Raw genomic sequence first — 20,955 nt, 5'->3', positions numbered from 1 at the left:
TGGATCTCTTTTCAAATTTACCGCCTAGAAGGTCACTACCATGATAGAAATTGCACTTTTTGAACCCGAAATCCCACAAAATACAGGCGCTATCATTCGCGTTTGTGCAAATACAGGGTGCATTTTACACCTCATTGAGCCTCTAGGATTTGATTTTAATGAGAAAAGAGTGCGTAGAGCCGGCTTAGATTATCATGAGATTGCCAATATAAAACACCATAAGAACTACCAAGACTTTTTAGAGTCAGTTAAAGGCAAACGTATTTTAGCGTGTACGACCAAAACAACAACCTACCACAGCCAAGCAAATTTCCAATCCGGTGATGTATTACTTTTTGGTCCTGAGACTCGCGGATTACCGAGCGAATTACTTGATGCATTACCCTTAGAGCAAAAATTACGTATTCCTATGCAACCCAATAGTCGTTCAATGAACCTTGCCAATGCCGTTTCTGTTTTTGTATACGAAGCATGGCGACAACTTGATTTTAATGGCGCAGTGTAATAAATACGCCCTCTTCACGTTAACGTCGAGAGAGATAAAGCAAAGTAACAGACCCGCTTTGTCTCGACGTTCTATTCTTAATTGAACTCCGGTTTTAACGCACCTCTAATAACTCAATCAATAATTGTACATTACTTGCGCCTCTAAACTCATTTACGTCGAGACGATAAGCACAAAAAACCTGACGTATACGAGGATCCGGCCAAATATCCAAATCCACATTAAAAGCAATCGCATCAACCACCGTACCTTCGCACTCTAATACCATTTTAAGGTGTTTTTCACCCACTAAACGTTGCTCTATTATTTTAAAATACGCATCAAATAAAGGCGCGGGAAAGCCCTGTCCCCATGGCCCTGCATTACGCAGTTCATATGCTTGCTCCAAGGTTAAATCTTTACCCTGCAAGGGGCCATCTGAAAGTAACACATTTTGTAAAATATCAGCGTCAACTTGAGAAGCTAATACTTCATTTAAGCCTTGTTTAAAACGTTCAAAATCCGTCGCTTTAATTGACAAACCAGCGGCCATCGCATGACCACCAAATTTCAAGATCATCCCTGGCATTTTTTTGTCTAGCAAATCTAATATATCGCGAATATGTATGCCAGCTATAGAGCGAGCAGACGCTTTTATCTCAGTATCATTCGCTTTAGCAAAAACAAAGGTAGGTCGGTAATAACGCTCTTTTATACGCGAGGCCACTAAACCGATAACGCCTTGATGCCAACTTTCATCAAATAAACAAATCGCATAAGGCATGTTTTTTTCATCTAACGCTAAGTTTTCTAATGCCTGTAAGGCTTCTTCTTGCATGCCTTGCTCTATCTCACGGCGCGTATGATTCAGAGCGTCTAATTCTTGTGCTAACAAATCAGCTTGCACTGCGTCTTCACATAATAATAATTCAACGCCGTGGCGCATTTCGTCAAGGCGTCCCGCTGCATTTAATCTTGGCCCTAAAGAAAATCCTAAATCACTGGCCACCAATGAATGCTGCGCGCGTTTAGCAACTTTAATTAAAGCACTAATGCCTAAGCGGCAAGCACCGGCCCTAATGCGCATCAAACCTTGCTCAACCAAAGTGCGATTATTCGCATCTAAGATCACCACATCGGCAACCGTACCTAAGGCGACGATATCTAAAAATTTAGTTAAGGTCGGAGGGCGTATACCCTTATCTGAAAAGTGATCTTTTTGGATCATATAAGAGCGTAATGCTGACATAATATAAAAAGCGACGCCTACTCCCGCCAAATTTTTACTCGGAAATAAACAGTCCTTTTGATTCGGATCGACAATGACATCTGCATTAGGTAATACCTCTGCAGGTAAATGATGATCGGTGATAAGGACTTGTAATCCTTTTTCTTTTGCGTAAGCCACCCCCTTAATACTCGAAATTCCATTATCCACTGTTATTAATAATTGAGCGCCTTTAGCAATCGCTAAATCCACACTTTCAGGGGTCAAGCCATAACCGTAATCAAAACGATTGGGTATCAAGTAATCAACGTTCATAAACCCTAATTCACGCAAACATAATAGACTTAACGCCGTACTGGTTGCACCGTCGGCATCAAAATCGCCTACAATCACGATTTTTTTCGCACTTAATAGCGCTTGATATAATAGTGAGCAGGCTTCAGATATACCTTTTAAAGAAGAGGCTGATAACAAGGTTTTGGTACTGAGATCTAACTCGCTAACCGAGGTTATGCCACGATCAATATAAAGTTTTTGCAATAATGCAGAGCAAGGAAGGGTGAGTTCATTGAGGAAAATACGTTGACGTTGCTTTAATTTAATACGAGGCATAATAAAACTCTATGAGTTAAAGATGCTTAAATCATACTGTAATCAAGGCAGAAGGTAAGATAAATTTATATAAAGAGATAAATGATAAAGATAAAGATAAATAGATCTTAATTTAAGATCTTAAATCCCACTAAATACGACTTAAAGATACAATATGAGAGTCAATTGCACGCTATCGAGACATAAAATTTAACTTTTACATTGAGCCCCTATCGCTAAGCACTCAGGCGTTAATGCGAAATAATGATCAACAGAGGTTACTGTGTAGCGAGCCTAATAATATATCTTGCAGACATAAAAAGGGGCACTTGAATGTGCCCTTTTATTCTTTATTTACTGATTAAAAATATCAGCACTATAAAGGGTTATTTACCCTCTAACTGTTGTAATAACTTCGTAGCCGGTAAATAACCCGGTTTTAATGAGCCATCTTCTAATACAATGGCGGGAGTACCACGGACACCAAAAAACAAACCAAGTTCATATTGCTCTTTGATCGTATTCGCACATTGCTTCGGATCAAGAGATTGGCGTTTCATCGCTTTATCCATTGCTGATTTAGGATCGCTCGCACACCAAATAGAGGTCATTATATTATATTCTGACGAATTTAAACCTGCACGAGGGAAAGCCAAATAACGCACGGTGATGCCTAATTTATTATAATCGGCAATCTCCGAATGAAGTTTTTGACAATAAGCACAAGAAGTATCAGTAAAAACAGTGATCACATGTTTTTCATTTGCAGCTTTATAAGTGATCATGTCATTAGAAAATGCCTTTAACTTATTCTGTCTTAATGACGCCAAGCTACTTTCTGTAATATTTTTCATATTATTATCGATATCATAAATACTACCATAAATGAGATATTGAGCATTTTTACTCACATAATAAATCCCACTATTGGTTAATACTTCATACAAGCCTTCAACCTTTGACTCTTTAATACTGGTCACCTGTAACGAGATCTGTTGCATCTTTTTACTGATACTCGCCACACTTTGCGCATCAACTTTAGACTCAGCAAAAGAGAACGTTGATACAAGTAGCAAACTTAAACTGACTAACAAACGTTTTTTAAGAAAAGAAAAAAACATACAACCCCTTAGACATTAAATAAATACAATTAATGGAAGTATACCCAAGAGCGATAAATATGTAAAAGTACGTTTTGCATATTTTTTATACATGTAAATAAAAAACAGATCCCAGTACAGGCGTTATTTTTCACTATGCAATAAACGGGCCTTAACATTAGCAAAATCTAATTGACAAACTTCTAATTTAGAATAACCTAATAAATAAGTTTATATAAAAGGATAAAAAAATGCACAATCAGTTAGATTCGATCCACCAACAATCTAAAGAAGCCAGCAAACTACTAAAAATCATGGCGCATGCTGATCGTATGGTTGTACTGTGTTTACTATCAACCTCTGAAATGAGCGTCAAAAATTTACGAGAACACTCCAAGTTAAGCCAATCTGCTTTTTCTCAGCATTTAAGTGTCCTCCGGAAAAATAATATCGTAAAAATAAGAAAAGAAGCACAACATGTTTTTTATTCCCTTGCCGATGAACGTATTCGATTAATACTTAACGCTTTACAGCAAGCATTTTGTCCCGATTTATAAAATAGGAGCTATACATGCAAGATTTTAATCCATGGCTATCTTTAGCGGGAGGCGCTTTATTGGGACTCTCTGCTACTTTGTTATTATTATTTAACGGTAAAATAGCAGGGATCAGTGGTATTTTAACTGGCCTGCTTCCCCCTTATCAAAAAGCTTCCATCTGGAAAATTACATTTTTAATCGGGATGATCTTAAGCGCCTATTTACTTTCAGCTTGGACTTTTCCTTTTCCTGAATTAATAGATCAAAATTTTTATATGATAATTCTTGCTGGCCTACTTGTTGGATTCGGTACGACGCTGAGTAATGGCTGTACCAGTGGCCATGGCATTATAGGTATAGGCAGATTATCAACACGCTCTATTGTTGCGACTCTTACCTTTATGAGTAGCGCTATTGTTGTCGTTTTTATTCGCCAGTTATTAGGAGCGCTATAGTATGTTACAAAAAACAACAAAAGAGCTTATTATTGCATTGTTAGCAGGCTCATTATTTGGTGCAGGCATGCTGGTATCAAACATGGTCAACCCACAAAAAATCATTGCCTTTTTAAATGTCAGTGGTGACTGGGATCCAAGCCTCGCATTTGTGATGATAGGGGCTATCGGCGTTTTTTCACCTATTTATCATCTGTTCATTAAAAAACGTCAACAAGCTATCTATGGTGAACCTTTAACATGCATACAACATAAAAATGTAGATATGCATTTAATTATTGGCGCCGTTATTTTTGGTATTGGTTGGGGCCTCGGAGGATTTTGTCCTGGCCCAGCTATCACTAGTATGGCCAATATCAGCCCTATTATTGTTATATTTATTGCAAGCTTACTACTTGGCTCTTTTTTAGGCAGACGATATAAAAAAGATTAAAGTGATGCCCTCTCTCAATGAAACACTTTCGCTAAAACGAGATAAACAGAGATAAACAGAGAGACCATTACATAATAGAACAAACTTTCATCACAATTATTAAATATAAAAGGCTTATCATTGATTATTCAATATAATAAATCCTTTTTTATATTATGTGTGCTATAAATATTGACAGCTAAGTCAAATACTTAAGATATATATGTTAAATTAAATATTTGTTTTCTAATTACACCAGAGAGATGTTATGAAATTAAATCACAAAATCATGTTGTCCAGTCTACTTATCATCAGTCTCAGTGGCTGTTCGGCTCTCACATCCCAACCTTCTGAAGAAATGTTGCGTATTGACCAACAACAAGGTGAGCTGGAAGCGGTGCAGTTACAGCAATCCGAAACAAATTCAAAAATTAATGAGTTGCAAGCGGATATTGCAAGCTGGAAAATCGTTGAGCCCAATATTAAACGTCTCGTGAGTATTGAAGATGAACTTAATGCACTGATTGAGCAACTGGCTACATTAACTCAAAAAACACAACAAGAAGCACTTGTTCAACAGGCAAAACAAATCCAAAAACATAATGGAAAATCATATGCCTTACAACTGGCTTCTTTACGCAGTGTAAAACAAGTACATAACACTTGGAATAAACTACAGAAAAAGCACCCTAATCGCCTTGATAACTTGGATGCACGTTACCAAAAAGTGCAAGTTAAAGGACGTACTTATTATCGATTAAAAGTAGGTAACTTCAGTAAAACTCAAGCCAAAAATAACTGTAAGTTACTTAACAAGCGTGGTGTTGCTTGTATCGTCACACCTTATTCAGGCACCCCTTTATAGATACATAATATAAGAATAGCAATGCGGCGACTCGCTTTACGCAAACTCACCCCCTCTTTACCACAGAGTGCGTTATTTGCTGCATTGCTATTACTCTTATTTGTTAGCCCTGCGAGTCAAAGCAGTGCCGTCTCCTCAGCCACAAATATATTATCCGATCCTTCTTTTTCTCAGTTACTAAGTCTTATTCAAAACAAAAATCACCCTAAAGATGCAGAGTTCCAAAACTCACAGCAACAACAAGTTAATGAACTGGCACAACTCGTGGATGAGAACTCATTATTTAACTCTTGGTTTAGCTTTGATTTTGACACAAGTCCCATTGATGAAGCCTTTGTTAACGACAATAGCGCGCTTATTTTGCCATGGAAATCAAGTATCTCTCAAGCTAATAATGATCCCATTATTGATGTTCAACTTAATGGCTCAACAACTCAATCACACACAAATTCAAGTTATTCAGTCCTTGCACAAGACTATATTGGCCCCTTAAAAAGCACGTTATTTATCAGTGGTGATAAAGACATAAATGTCGAAAATATACGCCTTAATTTTTCGCAATATGATGATAAAGCTCGCTTACTGGGGTTTTTAAAAGCCACACAATTTGAATTTGGTGATATCACCGCAACGAAAACAGCGTTAGCACATACCGCAGGCTTAGGCCGAGGGTTTCGTGTGTCTAATGAAAAGCCAACCGCGACAGATAATAACCGCTCTACCAGTTTTCATGGTGACATACAGCCCGGCTGGGAAGTTGAATTACATCAAAATGGGATATTGATTGCACGCACTATTTCCGACAACGTGGGCTATTATGCATTTAATGATGTTCAACTTTTTTTCGGTAACAATCAATTTAAACTTATTTTTTATGGGCCTCATGGAGAGGTGCGCACCGAAAATCAACATCTGTACATTAACAGTAATAGCCTTAAAACAGGCCAAGAAAGTTATTCTTTTTCTCTGACAGATTTCGAAGAAACACTGTTTAAAAACAATAATACAGCGGCCATTAAACAACAGGGTTGGCTCTATACTGGGGTTTATAATATAGCGCTAACAGACTGGTTCTCAACGCACTCTGCGTTACAATACTTTGCAGGCCGGAACATGAGCGACCGTGCAAACTATTCTTTTGGTGCCGATATGATCTTTAAAAATCGCCTTTTATTAAGTGCAGATTTCCAACATGACGATAAAAGTCGCCAAAAAGTTGCTTTTTCAGCACGCACACAGATTGCGCGCCATGCATTTTCCATTTATTACCAATTACAAGAGCCTCTTTTTTGGCAGAGCGCCGAAAAAACAACCTTTGAGCAACAACTATCACTTGATATGTTTGATGAAGAAAATTTACTCAATATGTACCTAGAGCAATTTGCTTTAAATATGAATGGTGATCTATTTTTCAACTCTCGCATCCCCCTACATTATCAAAATGTTTGGCGAAAAACATTGTATAAAGATGATTACAAACGTGAAGATGTATCTAACCAAATAGCATATTACAGCCCTGAGTTTTCAGCCATCCATCACGTTACTTGGCAAAGGCATCACTATACAAAAGAGCATAATTACGAATGGAATATTAGAGGGTTTTTAAGATTACAACGCCAATTCGGCGGTGTTTATACGCGTTTACAAGCGACTTACGAACTAGAGCCAAAAAAAGAGATAAAAAAAATACAGACTCGATTTTCAATGCCGTTAAATGCGCATATAGGCACACAGTTAGATTTTAGCTATGATAAAGATGAAGATACCTATGATGGTACTTTTGGAGTGAATTGGCAATGGCGTATGTTTACGTTTAATACCTCGCTCATCTATGACAATGAAAAAGATTTAACCGCTAAAATCTCCACACAGTTTAGTTTCGCATCCAAAAAAAGTATGAATAAGAATATAAAGACCGCGGGTAACCGTGCTTATCAAAGTAAAGATGAAGCGCGTCATTTAGACACCTACACCCCCTTACCCCAAGGCGTTAAAGTACGCAGAATATCAGAGAAAAAACTCAATGATAGAATTGAACAAAGTTTTTCCGATAATATCGTCAATGCGACGCAACTTAATAAGCCAGTAAAACAAGGCTATGTTGTCACCCTTGGCACTTTCTCGTCTCTCTCTCCACTGAAAAAGTACTGGTATAGCATCGACCATAAATACAATAACGCACTGCAACAACAGATTTTTTATGTTGAGAACCCTGAAACCGGACGTATTAACTTAAATATGGCAATGTATGCGGATAAGCAACGAGCACTCCAAGCCTGTTCACATATTGCGTCACTGTCCTTTAAATGCAAAATACAAAGCATTAAATTTGCAGGTGACTCATAAACTAAAGGCTTCAGACCTACACACTCATTTAGTGCAAGCAAAGCCCTTAGCCTTATAAAAAATTATAAGCGTCGTACGCCCGTCACATCCTGCAATAGATTTAATTGATTGATCAGTTTATTAATATCTCCATTGTTTTGCACTTCTATATTTAAGTCTATCACTGCAATGCGCAGTTTAAAGTTAGAGGTACTATTCATACTTAACATTTTCACTTTTTCATTACTTAAAAAAGTAGTGATATCTTTTACTAAACCATTTCTATCTAGCGCTTCAAGACGAATAGTTAATGCATAACCCGAGCTTTGTTTATTACCCCACGTCGCTTCAATGATGCGCTCGGGATGCGCTTCACGCAGGTCATCTAACTGCACACAATGTTTACGGTGCACTGAAATACCTCTACCTTGGGTGATATAACCTTCAATATCATCGCCAGGTACAGGTTGACAGCAACGCGCAATAGAATGCATTAAATTACCCACGCCATCGATAATAATATTATTGCCAGAGACCTTTGGCGTCGGTATATGACGGCGTTTTTCTAGTGCTTCAAGTACCGCTAAATCTTGCTCTTCTAATGTTTGTTGATGATGATGATTGTTTAAAAAATGTAATAACTGATTAATACGTAAATCACCATTCCCTATTCCTGCAAAGATATCATCCGCACAATTTACGTTAAAACGCGCAATAGCAGGCGTCACATCGGTTAATTTAAGTTTCATTTTACTCAGTTCAACCTCAAGTACTTCTCGCCCAGCTTGTACATTTTTATCTCTATCTTGTTTTCTGAACCAGGTTGCAATTTTATGTCTTGTTCGAGGTGCTTTAATATAACCCAATGATAAATTTAACCAATCTCGGCTAGGATTTTCTTCTTTTTGCGTCAATATTTCAACTTGGTCGCCCGTTTTAAGTTGATAAGTAAACGGCACAATATGGTTTGATATTTTGGCACCAATACAACGATGCCCAATTTGACTGTGAATATAATACGCAAAGTCTAAAGGCGTCGCGCCCGCAGGAAGATCGATAACTTCGCCCTGAGGGGTAAAAACATAAACGCGATCATCAAAAACTTGACTACGCACCTCTTCGACTAAAGAATCATCTTCGGCAATATCTTCTTGCCACGCCAATAGCTTACGTAACCATGCAATTTTTTCTTCATAGCCACTGGCAGACTTTCCACCGGCCGTCCCTTCTTTATATTTCCAATGCGCAGCCACGCCAAGCTCTGCATCATCATGCATTTTTTGGGTGCGAATTTGTACTTCGACCGATTGCCCTTGTGCCCCCAACACGACCGTATGGATCGATTGATAGCCATTGGCTTTAGGATTCGCAATATAATCATCAAACTCACTAGGGATATGATGCCATTGGGTATGAATAGCGCCGAGGGCTGCATAACAATCTTGTAACTTTTCAACGACGACGCGTATCGCGCGCACATCAAAAAGCTCTTCAAATTTAAGATTTTTTTTCTGCATTTTTAAATAGATACTGTAAATATGCTTAGGGCGTCCATAGGCGACGCCTTGTACATGTACCTCACCGAGTAATTCTTGTACACGTCCGACAAAGTCCTGAACATAGTTTTCTCTGTGCATGCGCTTTTCAGCAAGCTGCTTAGCAATTTTTTTATAGATAGTCGGCTGTAGATAACGGAAGGCTAAATCTTCGAGTTCCCATTTTAATTGCCCGATGCCAAGACGGTTGGCTAACGGTGCGTAAATGGAGGTCACTTCTCTCGCCAATAAAACCTTAGTTTCTTCACTGGCATTTTTAACTTGTCGTAAATAACAAATACGCTCAGCGAGTTTTATCACCACAGCGCGTACATCTTCAACCATCGCAAGTAGCATATGTCGTAAATTATCGACTTGAGACGCGCTTATCTTATTTAAACCTTGGTATTGTAATGCTCTAAAACCTTCCATTTCAGCAGCACCACAAACGAGCTTCGCAATACGCTTATGCCATAATTCATGTACTTTTTCAGGGCTTAATATTTGATTATCTAAAAGAGGGAAAACAAGCGCTGCATTTAATGTATCCATATCCATATTCAAGGTCACCAAGATTTCAACCATCTCAGTGCCTAATTCTAATAAGGGATATTGCTTAGGATCGGTGCACAGGCTGATCACTTTTTCGTAGTTTTCTAATAAACTATGTTGATCCTGAAGGCTCAAGTTGAATGTTGTCACCCATTTTTGAGGGTTTTTTTGTGCAGTTTGATAAAAATGTGTATCACGAACAGAAACCATTAAAAACTCCAAAATTCGATTACAATGCAAAATACCCTAAGATATTGATGCCAAAAAATGTTTACTCTTCTTAATTACAATAACAGCGATCCTATCTTTAACTCTTTAATGCCTAACAACGTAAAAATAACGCCATTGATTCCATATGCTTGGTTTGAGGAAACATATCTAATAAACCTAATTTATCTAATTTATAACCTTTTTCAAGTAATAAATAGCTATCTCTTGCCAGTGTCACCGCATCACACGCTATATACACTATATGCGAGACTTCTAAGGAAGCAATAAATTCCATACAATTAAAAGCCCCCGCACGTGCAGGATCTAACAATACTTTAGTAAACTTTTGTTGTGCCCATTGTTGCTTGTAAATATCGTTACTGCTTAAATCTGCTTGGTAAAACTCGCTATTATTCACGTTATTCAATTGTGCATTATGGCTTGCTCTCTCCACCATTTGTTGCACACCTTCAACACCGACCACCTTTTTCACTTGGCGCGCTATCGGTAACGTAAAATTTCCTAATCCACAAAAGAGATCTAATACCGTATCATTCTCATCAAGCGCTAACCACTGTATGGCTTGCTTCACCATCTTTTGATTAACCTGTGCATTCACCTGTAAAAAGTCAGTCACTGAAAATTCAAAACAACAATTCCAAAGAGGCAACGAATACGTCAATTTATTAACGCCAACCAATAACTTAAATTCATTACTTTGAGGTTGAGAAAAAAAGTTTAACTGCTGCTGGTTTGAAAATTCTTCTATACGTAAAGTATCTTTTTTAGTCAGCGCTTTTAAATGTCGTAATAAAACAATGGCGCCTTGTTCACTATTTAATAACTCGACGTGCCCTAAATGCTCTTTAATATCTAAACTATTGAGTAAAGAGTGTAAAGGCTCAATTAAAATTTCAAGTTGCGGTAATAAAACCGGACATATTTTTTGCTTAATAAGTTGATTTGTCTGCGCTAAACGAAATCCCATATTGAGCTCTTTACGTTTTCTATCAAACTGTAAGCCAAATCTCGCGGTGCGACGATATCCCCATGGGGAGCTATAAACAGAAGGCGCTAAGCTAATATTATTTAATTTAGCAAAACGCTGAAATAAACTTTTAAGACCCGCCTCTTTAATGACTATCTGCGCGCTTTGCTCAACATGCTGTAACTGGCACCCGCCACAATCATTGTAATGCATACAATGCGCATCAATACGATCGCGACTGCTTTGATTTATTTTTTTTATGGTACCCTTTAAATAACGTTTTTTATCTTCCATTATTTGTACATCGACACACTCATCTAATAAAGCACCGTCAATAAAAATAGGTTTTCCTTTAATCGAAGCCATTCCTCTGCCTTGATGATCTAATTTTTCTATTTTTATATTTTTTAATATACGATTTTTTGTACTATTTTTGGGTGTTGCTTTAAAGAACTGAGCCATAAGTTATTCACAGGTAAGACAAGCTATGCCATCATAGCTTTAACAATGCTATTGTCACACAAACACAGATTAAAAGTTAGATATATTACCTATGACAAAATACGGTTTACGCGCACAAGTTATCCTTTACACCATTTTACCGACCATACTTATTGGTGGGATTTTGGCTACCTCTTTCACTGTCTATCGCTTTCAACAAGCGAATGATTATTTAATTAATTTTGCTATCAACATTACCGAGCCTTTAGCCATTACCAGTGAATATGGTATGCAAGATGAAACGCGCACGATATTGCGCAGAGTCACCGGTGCTACGCACCGAAAAAATAGTGGCATCATAAAAAGCTTAACTATTTTTGACGCTCACAATAAAATTTTTGTTACCAGTAATTTCCATCGCGACTTTGAGATCCAACGTTTGCCTGATGGCGTGGCGATCCCTGAATATACAACCGTTTCGTATTATGGTGAAAATATCATTGTTCGCACCCCCATTATCGACGAAGGTGATTTTTTAAAATATCAACTGACGTTTGAAACGCCCAGAAAAATACTCGGTTATGTTGCCCTTGAGATAAATCGTTCACAAGTTAGCTTACTATTGTATCGGGATATTGTATTTTCCTTTTGCATCGTTTTTCTCGGGATCCTCTGTAGCCTCTACTTTGCATTCAAACAAGCACAACGCATCACGGCCCCAATATGCAAGATGGTAAATGTAGTAGAGAAAATCAGTCTAGGGCGACTTAATTCTCGTGTAGAAGGCGATTACTCAGGAGAAATCTATTCGTTACAGCACGGTATAAACGAAATGGCGATGGCAATGTCTAAGCATCATCAAGAGATGCAAGAAAGCATTGATTTAGCAACCAGTGAATTAAGAGAAACATTAGATCAAATGGAAGTTCAAAATATCGAGCTTGATCTGATCCGTAAAAAAGCACAACAAGCGGCTAAAGTTAAATCCGAATTTCTGGCCAATATGAGCCATGAACTGCGCACCCCTTTAAATGGGGTGATAGGATTTGCACGGCAATTATTGAAAACTAAAATGACCAGTAGCCAAGTTGATTATTTAGAAACCATTGAGCGATCAGCTGCTAACTTACTTCATATTATTAATGACATTTTAGACTTTTCTAAAATTGAAGCTGGCAAGCTTATGCTTGAACATATTCCTTTTGATTTGCGTGATTGCATCGATGAAACCATGTATTTATTAGCGCCTAGTGCACACGAAAAAGGGCTAGAGCTCAGCGTTTTAATTGACGCTAACGTTACCCAGTCGGTATTAGGGGACGCTATGCGTTTACAACAAATTTTAACCAACCTTATTGGCAATGCCATTAAATTTACACAACAAGGTGATATTGAAGTTAAAATCCAACAAGTTGCGGATAAAAAAGGTTTAATAACATTAAAAATAAGTATTTCTGATACTGGCATTGGTATTTCGAAACAGCAACAAGCTCAGCTATTCTGCGCTTTTGGCCAAGCTGATAGCAGTATTACACGCCAGTATGGTGGCACCGGACTTGGTTTAGTGATCACTCAAAAATTGATCCAAAAAATGCAAGGCGAAATCCATTTTTACTCGGTTGAAGATCAAGGCTCTACTTTTTGGTTTAATATTAAATTTGAAAAAAATAGCCATGAACTCTTAAGTATATTACCCACCGAGCGATTACAAGGCTGTGATATTTTAGTCTTTGAAAAAAACATTCCTTCCGCGCATGCTTGTATGCAATTACTGGCACAATGGAAAACCAAACCCTGTATCGCACACACCGAAAAACAATGGCAAAAATCGTTGCATAAAAATTATGATAGTATTGTTATTGGGCACAGTCACAGTGCAGATATTCCGGCTCTTTTAACCCATATAAGCCAAGCTCAAAATTACACTAAAAATGTTATCGTACTGATAAATAGCAACAATATCAGGCTCTATGAACGCTTAAAAGCCAGCGCCATTAATCATTGTTTATGCAAGCCCATCAGTCATAAAAACTTTGCCAATGCCTTGCTTGAAAATAGACCTGAAATACCAAGATTACGACACTTAAATCATCCTCAAAAGATAATAAAAACGCAGATGTCAGTGCTTGCTGTCGATGATAACCCCGCTAATTTAAAACTTATATCGGCCATGCTAAATGATATAGCAACACATATTGTAACCTGTGTTAATGGGATTGAAGCGGTCGAACTTGCTAAAAACAATAAATTTGATCTTATCTTTATGGACATACAAATGCCTCGCTTAGACGGCATCAATGCCTGTTACCAGATTAAACAACAAAGTATTAATAGCAAAACGCCTATTATTGCGGTGACGGCGCATGCCTATCCGGGAGAAAAAGAACAATTTTTAAAACAAGGGATGGATGATTGCTTAGCCAAACCAATTGATGAAATAGCGTTACAACAAATAATTCAACGCTGGCATAACGTTGAGATGCCGAATAAGCCAAAAGCATTCTCTCTTTCTCCTCAAGAAAAACAACTAAATGTATCCTTTGATTGGGCCTTAGCATTAAAACAATCAGCAGGAAAAGAAGATCTCGCCAAAGAAATGTTAGCGTTATTTTTAGATGAATTTCCAAGTATGCACAAATATACAGAAGATTTTATGTACACTAAAATTAAAGCTGAGACGTTTGCTCAAATCTTACATAAATTTCATGGAGGTTGCAGTTACAGTGGCGTACCAAGGCTTATTAATATTATTAAAGAGCTTGAAAAAGGCATGAAAAAAAATCAAAACGCAGAGCAGCTTAGCCCTGAACTCCTTGAATTATTAGATGAACTTGAAAACATTAAACAGGCTATCCCGAAGGATCTATTATAAAATAGCTAAAAGCCCCCTTATTTTATTAAATAAGGGGGCTTTCTATAAAAAGGGTATTAGCTCAAAGGGGCTCCGGATGGCATATCAAAGTGCAATTGGCGTACTGGCACTGCAAATTCAGCGTCATTTTGCGCAACAATATCGGCGACTTTTAATAATACATCTTGCTTTATTTCGTGAAAACGCACCCAGTTAGTTGTTTTAGTGAACGTATAAATGAAGAAGTCCAAAGAGCTTTGATTAAAGAAATCAAAATTTACAATGATCGTTTGTCGATCATCGATTTCTGGGTGTTTTTCTAACATTTCACGGACACTTTTAATAATCTGTGGTATTGCTTCAATATCGCAATAACGTAGTCCAAATGTTTCTTTAATACGTCGGTTACTCATGCGCGATGGATTTTCAACCACTATTTGCGTAAATAAACTATTCGGCACATACAACGGGCGTTTATCAAACGTTCGAATTCGGGTCACTCGCCAACCGATATCTTCTACAGTGCCTTCAATGGCTTTGTCAGGGCTACGGATCCAATCTCCCACTCGAAAAGGTTTATCAAGATAAATCATAAGGGCACCAAACAGGTTAGACAGTAAATCTTTACCCGCCATACCCACAACAATCCCCCCCATACCACCAAAAGCAAGAAGACCCGAAATACTCACCCCTAAGGTTTGAATGAGAGCTAAGGTAAAAATAACCCAAATAGATAATTTACCTAATTTGGCCATTGCCACGACGGTCGTCGTATCTTTATCTTCAAGTGCCACAAAAGTACTTTCTGCTTTTTTAGCTAAACGCCAAAAAGCCCAAAATATCAAAAACAAAATCGCTATTTGCTGCATCGTAGGGAAATATGTAACAAGACTTATATGTTGTTTATCCGCCAGAATACGCAACCCCATGGAGATCCCCATAGAGATGATCAGCCAATTCATCGGTCGGTAAATTGCAAACCATGCAATGTCATCCCAATTATTAACGGTTCGCGCAATGATCTTTTCTGTTTTCTTCGCAAAGCTTCGCCAAGTTACCAATAAAACGAATGCAATAACAAAGACTAAGACAACATTAAGGATCCAGTTGTCGATGTTGAGTGAAATCAATAAATTTTGTAAATATAGCTCAGCTGCTTCAATCACAGATTTATTCCTCTCTTAAAAAAAAACCTACTTTTGATATTATCAAACGTAGGTTTTTTTTAGAACACAATGATGATATATAACATTATTCTCGAGTATAAATCACTTCCATCGTCTCGTCATCATCATCTTCATCTTCTTCTTCTTCAATATAGCTATCCGTAACGTCATCCATTGCAGATTCATGGTAATCATCCCATTGGAACTCTACTTGTTGGCGCTCTTCTTCCGCTGTAAATTCTTTTGGCATCTCTTCTAGGTGATTCGCAACGTTTTGACAAACTGCCTGCGTACCCGTTTTCGAAATAGCCGCCACTTTATACACTGGACCTTCCCACTCTAAGCGCTCAATGACCGTTTTCATAATTACGTCAGCATCTTCAGCAGGCATTAAATCGATTTTATTAAAAATCAACCAACGCTCTTTGGCTGCTAATTTAGGGCTATGTTTTGCTAATTCTTCAAGAATAACCACGGCATTGTCAGCGGGGTCACTACCGTCAGCCGGTAACAAATCAACCATATGTAATAATACGCGACAACGCTCTAAATGGCGTAAGAAACGCGTTCCCAGCCCAGCGCCTTCTGAAGCACCTTCAATTAATCCTGGGATATCTGCAATCACGAAACTACGTCCATGACCCATACTCACAACGCCTAGATTAGGAATAAGTGTTGTAAAAGGATAATCGGCAACTTTAGGTTTGGCAGCTGAAACACTGCGAATAAACGTCGATTTACCCGCATTAGGCAAACCAAGCATTCCCACATCGGCCAGTAATAAAAGCTCTAATTGTAAATTACGAACTTCACCCAGTGTGCCGTCTGTTTTTTGACGAGGAGCACGATTGGTACTGGTTTTAAAACGCGCATTACCTAAACCATGGTAACCACCTTTTGCCACCATCAATTTTTGTCCCTCAGAGGTTAAATCCCCTAAGATTTCACCCGTATCTTCATCACGAGCACGTGTGCCCACAGGAACTTTGATAACCAAGTCTTTACCACGAGATCCTGTACAATCACGAACACTGCCATTTTCACCACGTTCAGCGGCATAAAAACGTATAAAACGAAAATCGACTAATGTATTTAAGTTTTCATCAGCTTCAAGGTAAACATCACCACCATCACCACCATCGCCACCATCCGGGCCACCACGAGGTATATATTTTTCTCGGCGGAAGCCGATACAGCCATTGCCACCATCTCCAGCGTCAACCTTTATTTTTGCTTCATCAACGAACTTCATTACAACCTCCAAGAAAACCTATGTTCACACTGCTATTAATACAGTCTGAACGAATATCTGTGCTTATGCTTGTACATCACAAGTAGCATAAGCCTACTATGACTCTATTATACTTATTTCTATTTACAAAATACTTTCGTACCTTTTAATCTGCGGATAGAAATAAATACAAAAAAAAACCCCGCATCTGCGAGGCTTTTATAATTCTAAGTTGAAAGAAGCTTATTCAGCAACAATACTTACGAATGAACGTAAAGGCTTGCCTTTCTTCTCGAATTTAACAGTACCAGTCGCTTTAGCGAATAGTGTGTGATCTTTACCAAGACCAACATTTGTACCCGCATGGAATTTAGTTCCACGTTGACGTACAAGAATGTTACCAGCTAGTACTGATTCGCCACCAAAACGTTTAACACCTAAGCGTTTACTTTCTGAATCGCGACCGTTATTAGTACTACCACCAGCTTTTTTATGTGCCATTTTTAATAACTCCTAATTAAGCGTTAATCGCAATAATTTTAACTTCAGTAAACCATTGGCGGTGACCCGCTTGAGTTCGTGAATGCTTACGACGACGGAACTTAACTATTTTAACTTTTTTACCACGACCGTGTGCAACTACTTCAGCAGTTACTTTACTTCCTTCAACGTATGGAACACCAACTTTGATGTCTTCAGCGCTTGCAATAAGAAGAACTTTATCAAATTCAACTATTGCTCCTGCTTCTACATCTAGTTTTTCCAAACGAAGAGTTTGTTCAACAGCAACACGGTGTTGCTTGCCACCACTTTGGATAACAGCGTACATGTTTATTACTCCGTTCAGGCATCTCGTGCTATTTGTTTTTTAAATCAGCTACGAGAGCGCACTTATTAATCTCAATGGTGGCGGATTCTACGGCAAAGTCATGCCTTTGGCAATGCATTTAAAGAAAAATATACTAATTATATGAAACATAAAAAAATAGGGGTTAGTTTTTAAAAAAAAGGGGGGGCTAATGTTGATTAAACATGAAAAATAAGGGGTTCACTAAGGCTACCGCTATCTAATATTGTTAAAACATATTCCATCTGTAGTTGAGAAAAAGCAAATAACACGCAATAATAACAATCTTTAATAGTATGAAAATGGGAATTTTTAATGTCTATGGATATAAAACACATCCAACAAATCTCAAATACAGAGATGGCTAAAGTTAATGCATTGATAAGTAAGCAATTAACATCAGATGTCGCACTTATTAAGCAACTTGGATTTTATATCGTCAATAGCGGAGGCAAAAGAATTCGCCCGTTGATCACCATATTGGCAGCAAAAGCACTTAACGTGCACAGCGAGAAAATAACCAAACTTGCAGCCATCATTGAATTTGTGCATACCGCAACATTATTACATGATGATGTTGTTGATGAATCCGATTTACGACGTGGAAAAAAAACGGCCAATGCCTTATTTGGTAATGCCGCCAGTGTGCTCGTAGGGGATTTTTTGTATACACGCTCTTTCCAAATGATGAGTGAATTACAAAATTTAAAAGTGATGGATGTTTTATCCCGCGCCACAAACATTATTGCCGAAGGTGAAGTTCTTCAATTAATGAACTGTAATGATGCCAATATCAGTGAAAAACTGTACATGGATATTATCTATTATAAAACAGCCAAACTCTTTGAAGCTGCAACGCAGCTTGTCGGCGTATTAGCAGAGCAGACTCCCGAAATAGAATTGGCCTTACTTAATTACGGAAAATACTTAGGCACCGCTTTCCAGCTCACCGATGACGTGATGGATTATACCTCTAACGCGCAAGAGATGGGAAAAAACAGTGGCGACGACCTAGCGGAAGGAAAACCTACTCTACCCCTGATTTATGCCATGAAAAACGGCACCGAAAAACAAAAGGCATTGATTAAAGATGCGATTGAAAAAGCCAATGGCATGCAACACTTCGACCTTATAATGGAAACATTGGCATCTACAAATGCACTTGAATACGCACAAGCGCGTGCCCAAGAAGAAGCAGATAAAGCCATCGAAGCGATTGCTATCTTGCCTAACAACCAATACAAAGAGGCATTGGTTAGTCTTGCGCATTTAGCTGCAAATCGTAAAACATAACGTCATATCCTCTATTATTATTTAAATAAACATAAAAACGCCTTGTTTTTATGTTTATTTATCGCCTCGCATCTTACCGACTAACTCATTTAACTGCAGAGCTACAACAGAGACCCCTTTTATAAGTTGATGCATCTCATTTTTTGATTGCAAAGGTGTTTTCTCAACAGTCATTCGCGTCTCTCCACGTCCGAGTTGCACCATATACTTACTTATCTTAGTTAACTGTTGGGTGATACGTTCGATATAAATATTGAGTATAAATAAGGTCACCAAAGCCGACAATAAAGATATTAATGCGATAGAAAGCAATAAATCTCGACTTTGTTTAGTGAGCTCTTGTACTGAGCCACCGGCAAATAAACGCCAATTCCAGCCCGGTACATCTGCATACACTAAATACTTTTGCACTTTTTTACCTTTTTCCGTAATAGTAAAATAAAGAGGCGCTTGTACCTGTTTAAAACTTTTAAGTAAGGGCGCCTCACCGTGTATATCTAGATAGTTTTGAATATTTTCTTTTTTTGTATATGAGGGGTGATAAATATAAGCACCAAAATTAGTGCCTGAATTACTGATAACAAAACTGGTGCCTGTTTTACCCCATAAAATATGATCGAGGTTATCAAAAATGGCTAAAGAGGCTTTATCAAGAGAGACAAATAATGCGATCACGGCGCGCACTTCTCCTTGATAAAAAACAGGTTTGTAATATATTAAATAATTATGGTTAAACAAAGTCTGCTTTGCATACGACTCTTTACCATCGAGTAAACTTTGATAAGCAATATTGTCATGGTTCAATAATGTGCCAATGGCACGTTCTCCATTTTCTTTGACTAAGGTAGTACTTATCCTTAAAAAATCCTTACCGGAGCGTACAAATAACGTCGACTGGATCCCAGTGTCTCGTTGAAATTGATCGCTAACACTAAAATCATGTAATAAAGAAATCCCGTTTATTTGCAAGTCAAACACATCATATTCGCCCATACGGACTTTTTTATTAGTGAACGACAGACCTTTTAAATAACTAAATTCAAAAGCCCCTTCTAACGACTTTATTTTATCCACATAAATATAAAACTGGCTTGATACCGTTTTAGCCAATACCTGTATTCTCGCTTGCTCCGCTAATACAGATCTGTTTAATGCCACTTCAGATGAATACTTAGCAACAAAAATAGAAATAGATAAAAAACCTAACAGTAAAAAGAAACTTATGGTCATTTTTAACTGAACGGCAATGCTTTTAGTTTTTATAAAATCCACAAAACCTCATTAATTATTGCTAACACTCTGAAATGTTTTAACTAAATGCTTCTGACTAATGCATTTTAAGTGTCACTTCAATTTTCACTAAAAATGAAAACTATCAAAGGTTATCATAACGTTTTTTTATTTAACTTTACTTTATAACGTGCAGTAATATGCCATCATTAAATTACAAGACAGCTTTGATTTTAATGTGTTTTCTGTGCGCCATGTATTTGCTTTTTTAAAATTTAAAGCACCTACTACACGACAAAATCCGCACATAAGAAGTAAAGCGCCTTATATCGAAATCAAAATATAGAGTTAAATATTTATAGTGTCAATAAAATGCCATTAAAAATTAACAGGTTACAAAAAAAAACTTCCAAAAGAACGAAAAACCACACTTTAAAAAATGTTTTGTTTTATATCATAAACGATACCGAAAAATAATATATGTTATTTAATTTATATTTTTTTCCGTGAAAATAATATAATCGAAGATGAATAATTCAACGTAATGATCACCAATAAAAACATGAATACGCTTTTCTAAGCAATAGCATTCCCGCTTCTATACATAGTGTA

At 37.5% G+C, this 20,955-nt stretch carries 17 protein-coding genes; 8 read left to right on the top strand and 9 right to left on the bottom strand.

From position 1 onward, the window contains the following. The first annotated feature begins 40 nt into the window (after positions 1 to 40). Positions 41 to 505 carry a tRNA (uridine(34)/cytosine(34)/5-carboxymethylaminomethyluridine(34)-2'-O)-methyltransferase TrmL gene (gene trmL / locus PCNPT3_RS02440; RefSeq protein ID WP_015464286.1) on the top strand — a complete coding sequence of 155 codons (465 nt, stop codon included), beginning with the start codon at positions 41 to 43 and terminating at the stop codon, positions 503 to 505. A gap of 94 nt (positions 506 to 599) precedes the next feature. On the opposite strand, the gene recJ is transcribed toward trmL, so the two are convergent. Next, a complete protein-coding gene (recJ, locus tag PCNPT3_RS02435; RefSeq protein WP_015464285.1) occupies positions 600 to 2,324 on the bottom strand; it encodes a single-stranded-DNA-specific exonuclease RecJ in 1,725 nt (574 codons plus the stop codon). Positions 2,325 to 2,689: 365 nt separating this feature from the next. After that, positions 2,690 to 3,424: a bifunctional protein-disulfide isomerase/oxidoreductase DsbC gene (dsbC, locus tag PCNPT3_RS02430; RefSeq protein WP_015464284.1), complete on the bottom strand. Its 735-nt coding sequence runs from the start codon at positions 3,422 to 3,424 to the stop codon at positions 2,690 to 2,692. 230 nt (positions 3,425 to 3,654) lie between these two features. On the opposite strand from dsbC, the gene PCNPT3_RS02425 reads away from it, so the two are divergent. The 5 genes from PCNPT3_RS02425 (at position 3,655) to PCNPT3_RS02405 (ending at position 8,020) form a co-directional block, all read left to right on the top strand. Then, on the top strand, positions 3,655 to 3,960 hold the full coding sequence (locus tag PCNPT3_RS02425) for an ArsR/SmtB family transcription factor (RefSeq protein ID WP_015464283.1): 306 nt from the start codon (positions 3,655 to 3,657) through the stop codon (positions 3,958 to 3,960). 14 nt (positions 3,961 to 3,974) lie between these two features. Then, entirely contained in the window at positions 3,975 to 4,397 is a 423-nt protein-coding gene (locus PCNPT3_RS02420) for a YeeE/YedE family protein (protein ID WP_015464282.1), read from the top strand. A gap of 1 nt (position 4,398) precedes the next feature. Next, positions 4,399 to 4,830, top strand: coding sequence for a DUF6691 family protein (locus PCNPT3_RS02415; RefSeq protein WP_015464281.1), 432 nt, complete (start codon positions 4,399 to 4,401; stop codon positions 4,828 to 4,830). Positions 4,831 to 5,077: 247 nt separating this feature from the next. After that, positions 5,078 to 5,674, top strand: coding sequence for an SPOR domain-containing protein (locus PCNPT3_RS02410; protein WP_015464280.1), 597 nt, complete (start codon positions 5,078 to 5,080; stop codon positions 5,672 to 5,674). A 21-nt stretch (positions 5,675 to 5,695) separates the two neighbouring features. After that, positions 5,696 to 8,020 carry a hypothetical protein gene (locus tag PCNPT3_RS02405; RefSeq protein WP_015464279.1) on the top strand — a complete coding sequence of 775 codons (2,325 nt, stop codon included), beginning with the start codon at positions 5,696 to 5,698 and terminating at the stop codon, positions 8,018 to 8,020. A 62-nt stretch (positions 8,021 to 8,082) separates the two neighbouring features. Here the strand turns inward: PCNPT3_RS02405 and relA are convergent, their stop codons facing one another. Both relA and rlmD read right to left on the bottom strand, forming a co-directional pair. After that, the gene (relA, locus tag PCNPT3_RS02400) at positions 8,083 to 10,296 is read right to left on the bottom strand and encodes a GTP diphosphokinase (protein ID WP_015464278.1); all 2,214 of its coding nucleotides are present in this window, start codon (positions 10,294 to 10,296) and stop codon (positions 8,083 to 8,085) included. 112 nt (positions 10,297 to 10,408) lie between these two features. Continuing rightward, positions 10,409 to 11,746 carry a 23S rRNA (uracil(1939)-C(5))-methyltransferase RlmD gene (gene rlmD, locus PCNPT3_RS02395; protein ID WP_015464277.1) on the bottom strand — a complete coding sequence of 446 codons (1,338 nt, stop codon included), beginning with the start codon at positions 11,744 to 11,746 and terminating at the stop codon, positions 10,409 to 10,411. 91 nt (positions 11,747 to 11,837) lie between these two features. Here rlmD and barA point away from each other — a divergent pair, with 91 nt between their 5' ends. Beyond that, positions 11,838 to 14,597 (top strand): two-component sensor histidine kinase BarA, encoded by a 2,760-nt coding sequence (gene barA, locus PCNPT3_RS02390; protein ID WP_015464276.1) that lies wholly within the window; start codon positions 11,838 to 11,840, stop codon positions 14,595 to 14,597. Between the two features lie 56 nt (positions 14,598 to 14,653). On the opposite strand, the gene PCNPT3_RS02385 is transcribed toward barA, so the two are convergent. The 4 genes from PCNPT3_RS02385 to rplU all read right to left on the bottom strand — a co-directional run bounded on the left by PCNPT3_RS02385 (position 14,654) and on the right by rplU (position 17,802). Then, positions 14,654 to 15,742 (bottom strand): mechanosensitive ion channel family protein, encoded by a 1,089-nt coding sequence (locus PCNPT3_RS02385; protein ID WP_015464275.1) that lies wholly within the window; start codon positions 15,740 to 15,742, stop codon positions 14,654 to 14,656. 85 nt (positions 15,743 to 15,827) lie between these two features. Continuing rightward, the gene (gene cgtA, locus PCNPT3_RS02380; protein ID WP_015464274.1) at positions 15,828 to 16,994 is read right to left on the bottom strand and encodes an Obg family GTPase CgtA; all 1,167 of its coding nucleotides are present in this window, start codon (positions 16,992 to 16,994) and stop codon (positions 15,828 to 15,830) included. Between the two features lie 222 nt (positions 16,995 to 17,216). Beyond that, complete coding sequence (rpmA, locus tag PCNPT3_RS02375; protein ID WP_015464273.1) at positions 17,217 to 17,474, bottom strand: 50S ribosomal protein L27; 258 nt, start codon at positions 17,472 to 17,474, stop codon at positions 17,217 to 17,219. A 16-nt stretch (positions 17,475 to 17,490) separates the two neighbouring features. Beyond that, entirely contained in the window at positions 17,491 to 17,802 is a 312-nt protein-coding gene (gene rplU / locus PCNPT3_RS02370) for a 50S ribosomal protein L21 (RefSeq protein ID WP_015464272.1), read from the bottom strand. A 339-nt stretch (positions 17,803 to 18,141) separates the two neighbouring features. Between rplU and ispB the strand changes: the two genes are divergently transcribed. Next, a complete protein-coding gene (ispB, locus tag PCNPT3_RS02365; RefSeq protein WP_015464271.1) occupies positions 18,142 to 19,113 on the top strand; it encodes an octaprenyl diphosphate synthase in 972 nt (323 codons plus the stop codon). Between the two features lie 54 nt (positions 19,114 to 19,167). Here ispB and PCNPT3_RS02360 read toward each other — a convergent pair whose 3' ends face one another. Beyond that, positions 19,168 to 20,385: a Cache 3/Cache 2 fusion domain-containing protein gene (locus PCNPT3_RS02360; RefSeq protein WP_015464270.1), complete on the bottom strand. Its 1,218-nt coding sequence runs from the start codon at positions 20,383 to 20,385 to the stop codon at positions 19,168 to 19,170. Positions 20,386 to 20,955: the final 570 nt, after the last annotated feature.

The organism is Psychromonas sp. CNPT3, from assembly GCF_000153405.2.
Taxonomy (GTDB): Bacteria; Pseudomonadota; Gammaproteobacteria; order Enterobacterales; family Psychromonadaceae; genus Psychromonas.
Note: the sequence above shows the minus strand (reverse complement) of the source record. Positions and strands in the feature narration are given on the sequence as shown.

Coding starts and splice junctions, on each gene's coding strand:
- trmL (WP_015464286.1), top strand. CDS start 41: ATGATAGAAATTGCACTTTTTGAACCCGAAATCCCACAAAATACAGGC.
- recJ (WP_015464285.1), bottom strand. CDS start 2,324: ATGCCTCGTATTAAATTAAAGCAACGTCAACGTATTTTCCTCAATGAA.
- dsbC (WP_015464284.1), bottom strand. CDS start 3,424: ATGTTTTTTTCTTTTCTTAAAAAACGTTTGTTAGTCAGTTTAAGTTTG.
- PCNPT3_RS02425 (WP_015464283.1), top strand. CDS start 3,655: ATGCACAATCAGTTAGATTCGATCCACCAACAATCTAAAGAAGCCAGC.
- PCNPT3_RS02420 (WP_015464282.1), top strand. CDS start 3,975: ATGCAAGATTTTAATCCATGGCTATCTTTAGCGGGAGGCGCTTTATTG.
- PCNPT3_RS02415 (WP_015464281.1), top strand. CDS start 4,399: ATGTTACAAAAAACAACAAAAGAGCTTATTATTGCATTGTTAGCAGGC.
- PCNPT3_RS02410 (WP_015464280.1), top strand. CDS start 5,078: ATGAAATTAAATCACAAAATCATGTTGTCCAGTCTACTTATCATCAGT.
- PCNPT3_RS02405 (WP_015464279.1), top strand. CDS start 5,696: ATGCGGCGACTCGCTTTACGCAAACTCACCCCCTCTTTACCACAGAGT.
- relA (WP_015464278.1), bottom strand. CDS start 10,296: ATGGTTTCTGTTCGTGATACACATTTTTATCAAACTGCACAAAAAAAC.
- rlmD (WP_015464277.1), bottom strand. CDS start 11,746: ATGGCTCAGTTCTTTAAAGCAACACCCAAAAATAGTACAAAAAATCGT.
- barA (WP_015464276.1), top strand. CDS start 11,838: ATGACAAAATACGGTTTACGCGCACAAGTTATCCTTTACACCATTTTA.
- cgtA (WP_015464274.1), bottom strand. CDS start 16,994: ATGAAGTTCGTTGATGAAGCAAAAATAAAGGTTGACGCTGGAGATGGT.
- rpmA (WP_015464273.1), bottom strand. CDS start 17,474: ATGGCACATAAAAAAGCTGGTGGTAGTACTAATAACGGTCGCGATTCA.
- rplU (WP_015464272.1), bottom strand. CDS start 17,802: ATGTACGCTGTTATCCAAAGTGGTGGCAAGCAACACCGTGTTGCTGTT.
- ispB (WP_015464271.1), top strand. CDS start 18,142: ATGGATATAAAACACATCCAACAAATCTCAAATACAGAGATGGCTAAA.